Annotated in this window: 3 protein-coding genes and 1 pseudogene; 1 reads left to right on the top strand and 3 read right to left on the bottom strand. The window is 72.4% G+C overall.

Annotation, left to right across the window (positions count from 1 at the left end; translation table 11 throughout):
* From EHS43_RS38185 to EHS43_RS38175, 3 genes and pseudogenes are all read right to left on the bottom strand, one after another.
* Window positions 1-1,191 (bottom strand): ATP-binding cassette domain-containing protein (locus EHS43_RS38185; protein WP_260470907.1); only part of this gene is annotated, 1,191 nt, incomplete at its 3' end.
* A 40-nt stretch (window positions 1,192-1,231) separates the two neighbouring features.
* Window positions 1,232-1,990, bottom strand: coding sequence for an NUDIX domain-containing protein (locus EHS43_RS38180; protein WP_125195192.1), 759 nt, complete (start codon window positions 1,988-1,990; stop codon window positions 1,232-1,234).
* 129 nt (window positions 1,991-2,119) lie between these two features.
* A pseudogene (locus EHS43_RS38175) lies at window positions 2,120-4,029 on the bottom strand (glycogen debranching N-terminal domain-containing protein).
* A gap of 265 nt (window positions 4,030-4,294) precedes the next feature.
* Here EHS43_RS38175 and EHS43_RS47210 point away from each other — a divergent pair.
* Window positions 4,295-4,485: hypothetical protein (locus EHS43_RS47210; RefSeq protein WP_221740801.1), on the top strand; the 191-nt coding region annotated here is incomplete at its 3' end.

The following is a 4,485-nucleotide window of genomic DNA, read 5'->3' as shown; positions in this document are numbered from 1 at the left end:
GGCGGGGGGCTTGGAGCTGGTGACGGGATTCTGGGTGGTGCCACTGCTTCCGGCGGCCGCACCGCTGGGAGTGCCTGGGCTGCCGAGTGCCGCCTGATCACCGCGCGCTTTCCGATCGGCGGGCAGCGTCTGATCGGCGTGCAGGGGCGAGCGGCTCGGCGACGCGGAACCGTCGTGCTCCTGTTCTCCCTCAGCCGCCGCTCCGGCCGTCCCGACAGCCCCGTTACCGCCGAGCTCAGTCGTCTCCGTCCCCGTGACGACCCCTCGCACCCCCAGGTCCGGTTCCGCGGTCTCACCGGGAAATGGACCCGCACCGGGTCCCATGTCACCTACCTCGTCCGCGAGTTGGTGCACCAGAATGCCGTGCCGGAAGGCCGTCTCGCCGACGTCGGCACAGGTACTGCCGTACACGGACAGGCGGTTGCCGTCTTCCCGGACGACTTCGACGGAGCGGTGAGCCGTGCGGGCCTCCTTGGCGAGCAAGGTGGCGAGGCGGACTGCATGGGGGGTACGGACGGCGACGCGGGGGCGGAGTCTGGTACGGGCGAACTGCGCGGCCGGCTGGTCCGCGACGAGTCTGCCTTGCTCAAGGGTGACGACGTGATCCGCGGCCCGCGCGGCCACTTTGGGCTGGGACGTGGTGAACAGGACTGTGCCGCCCTGCGTGGCGTGCGCTCGCAGCATGCCGTGCAGCCAGTGGCCCTCCCGAGGGGAGAGGCCGTCAGCGGGGTCGTCCAGCACGAGCGTGTGCGGGTCCGGCAACAGGGCGCAGGCCAGGCCCAGGCGCCGGTCCATGCCGCGCGACAGGGTGCCGAGCCGCTCGTCACGCAGGCTGACCAGACCCACCACTTCGAGCACCTCGTCGGCACGGCGGACCGGGACACCGGCCGCGGCGCACAGCATGCGCAGATGGCCGCGGACCGTGCGCGCGGGATGCCCTGGCACGTCGCCCATGAGGACACCGACCTCGCGCGAGGGGTGCGCGATGCGATGCAGCGGCCGGCCCCTGAAGTAGGTGAGGCCACGGCCCTGTTGGAGTTCGAGCATCAGTCTGAGCGCTGTCGTCTTTCCCGCGCCCGTCGCCCCGAGGAGCACGGTGACTTGGCCCGCACGGGCTTCGAAGGACACGTCGTCGACCGCGGGCGGAAGGTCCTTGCGGGAATTGCTGGTCAGTCCGAAGGCCTGGATCACCCGTAGCAAGATAGCGCGTTATGTCCCGTTTTCGGGGTCGTCACACTTCGGGGCGCAGCATCGGGGGGTTGAGAAGGGTTGCGCCGCCGGCCCGGAAGAGCTGGGCCGGGCGGCCGCCCTGTCGTGTGGTCGTACCGCCGGTGGGGACCAGGAAGCCGGGTGTGCCCGTCACCTTGCGGTGGAAGTTGCGCGGATCCAGTGCCACGCCCCATACCGCCTCGTAGACCCGGCGCAGCTCGCCGACGGTGAACTCGGGCGGACAGAACGCGGTGGCCAGCGACGAGTACTCGATCTTCGAGCGGGCGCGCTCCACTCCGTCCGAGAGGATCTGCGCGTGGTCGAAGGCCAGCGGCGCTACCGGCTCCCCGTCCCGACCGTATCCGCCCTGTTGCAACAGCTCTTCGACGGGAGCCCAGCGCGCGTTGCTGGCGTCACCGCCTGCCCGGGGGGCGGGCAAGTCGGGGGCGAGGGCGAGATGGGCGACGCTCACCACGCGCATCCGTGGATCACGCTTGGGGTCGCCGTAGGTGGCGAGCTGCTCCAGGTGTGCTCCGTTGTCCTGGACCGGGACGGCAGGGTCATGCGCGTGCAGCCCCGTCTCCTCGGCCAGCTCGCGGGCCGCGGCCTGCGCCAGATCCTCGTCGGCCCGTACGAATCCGCCGGGGAGCGCCCAGCGTCCCTGGAACGGCGGCTCGCCCCTGCGTACCGCGAGCGCACACAGGGCGTGACGGCGAACGGTCAGTACGACCAGGTCCACGGTGACGGCGAAGGGCGGAAAGGCTGACGGGTCGTAGGGCATGCGGCGATCATAGTCGTCTGCCTGACGATAAACACTCCCTTCGCCGATCGCATCGTCCTTGATCCACTGCCGTCCGAGCAGGTCCCTCTCCGCCCGCCCGGCCGCTGCAGGAAGACGCGTCGTACGAGGTCATGTGCCCAGTTGCAGCCCTTCGGCGGCTTCTTCGACCATGGCGAGCCCGAGTCTGCTGACCCGGACCGAGAACGGGGCTCCCGCGATCCTCAGCCCGGTCAGACCGATCTCGCCGAGAGGGGCGCTGCGCATGGGGCGGAGCGTGACCGTCCCGGCCGGCACGTCGGGACGGGCTCCCGCCAGGACGCTGAGGAGCAGGACTCCGGCGGCCGCCGACGTGGCCGCCGGGCGGCAGGCTGCCGGGTGGGGAAGGGGAGCGCTGCCCTCGGTGCGTTGCTCACCCGCGTACATCTCGGGGAGCCGGTGGCCGAAGGTCTCCGCCGCGGCCAGCAGACCACGCAGGAGCGAACCGGCCTCCTTCTCGTACCCGGCGGCGGCCAGGCCCGCGACGGCGATCGCCGTCTCGTGGACCCTTACGGCACCGGTGCGATGGCCGAACGGGTTGTAGCCCGCCTCCTTCGCGCCCAGTCCGCGCAGCCCCCAGCCCGAGTCCATGGCCGGTCCCCCGAGCAGCGGGCGAGTTGCTCGGTCTGCACCCTGCCGAGCAGGCCGGGCGCCTGTTCGCCGCCGCCCAGCAGCCCTGTGTCCAGGAGGTGGACAGCTGCGGCGCCGAGGTGCGGCAGGAGACGTCCGTCGGGGGCCCGCGCGGCCGCCGGCCGACCACCGCCGCGGTCCTCGACCCAGAAGCCCTCGCGGAAGGCTGTTCGCAGTTCGCGGGCCCACTGCCGCAGCCCCGCCCCGCCGGGTCTGTCGAACGTGTCGAGCAGGTCGGCTCCCAGTACTGCCGCGCGGTGCGCGTGCGCCTGCGTCTCGCAGCGGACGGGGCCGCCGGGCTGCGGGTCGCACAGATAGGTTCCCTCCCCCACGGCCGCCCGCAACCAGCCCAGGCACCTCTCGGCCGTCGGGAGGAGCTCTTCCGTCTCCTGCGGCGAGAGTCCCCACCGGTAGGCCTCCGCAAGGACGGCGGGAAAGAGCAGAGTTGCCTCGGTGCCCGTACAACCGGCCGGAAGATGTACGCCCGCGTCCCGGCGAGGCCCGGGGATCATCCCGAACTGCGCTGCCTGTCCCCGCAGTTGAGAACGCGCGAGGGTGCGGAGTGTGCCGGCGGCGAGCCGGGTTCCGAGGGGCAGGGTCATACGGGCCGCGACGAGCGCGTCGGCCGGGGCCAGGCCGCAGCGCCATGGGGCTCCCGCCGCGAGGTGGGTGTCGGTGGGGTGTGCCGGGTCGCGCAGCAGCAGGGCCTGGAGATCGTCGATGCTCGTGCGCAAAAGCGGCTCGACCGCTGGGTGGTCCCCCGTCGCGCGGGCGGAAGCCAGAGGGCTGGTCCCGGCGCGCCCCACCGCCCGGACACGGCCCGCGCCCTCCAACCGCACCCGCAGTTCCAGGCCGACCGTCCCGCCGGGAGGCAGGTCGAACTCCCAGCGCAGCAGGCCTGCCGATGCGAGCGCGTCAGCGGGCGGCGGGTTGGCCGTGACCGACGCTCCGGCTGCCTGGCCGGACCAGCGCAAGCCGGAGTCATGGACGATCGCGGGCAGTTCGGGTCCGACTAGGCCGGATGCGATGGCGTTCAGGTCCGCCAGGTCCGTGCCGAGTGCCACCTCCACAGGCAGCCGCAACGGGCGGGCAGCGGCGCTGTGCAGCATGATGCGTTCCGTGCCGTCCGCGTGGCGGGTGCGCTCCACGACGACGTCGGGGTCCGGGCCCGCACCCTGGGCGACTCGCATGGTGGCCACGAAGCGCGCGCGGTCCGCCGCGGTCGTCCGGGCTTGGACCGCGAGTGGCTCGCGTCCGGCGACACGGATCTGGCACCGGGAGACCACCCGTCGGCCCGCGTAGTAGAAGCCCTCCAGCCCCTGACCGGTCAACTGCCCCTGATTTGTGGAGATGGCGAGGCATGGAAGCGCCACACAGATGATGGCCGAGTGGGCCGGGGGAAGTTCAGCCGGAACTCGAAAGCCGGCGGAGGGGTTTTGTGGCAGCGGCCCGGACGGGACGAGTGAAGGCGGCGGGGAGGGACGGCCTGCCGTCGGAGACGGGGGCCGACCCTGCGTCGTCGGTGCAGGCGGGCGCTGTACCGGGCTCGCTGACGCAGACCGCTCGCGGATCCGTGACGGTAAGGGAGTAGTGCCCCGCCGCTCCTGTCCCGGAGTCGGGTCCGGACGGTGGTCCGCCGTGACCACACTGTGCTTGGTGTCGCTCAAGAGCCCTGGCTCGGACGGGTCGGTGTCCGTGGCCCGGGGCGGCGGATCGGCGCTTCCTTTCCCCTGTGCCGTAGGCGCGGCGAGGACGGAGCGGCTCTCGGCGGTGGAGGGCGGAGTCGGCTGCTGCAAGGGGTGCTTCCTCTGCGCTCTGCACGGTTCGGG

The organism is Streptomyces sp. RP5T (assembly GCF_003933965.1).
Taxonomy (GTDB): Bacteria; Actinomycetota; Actinomycetes; order Streptomycetales; family Streptomycetaceae; genus Streptomyces.
The sequence above is the reverse complement of the archived record's forward strand: the minus strand, read 5'-3'. Positions and strand labels throughout refer to the sequence as shown.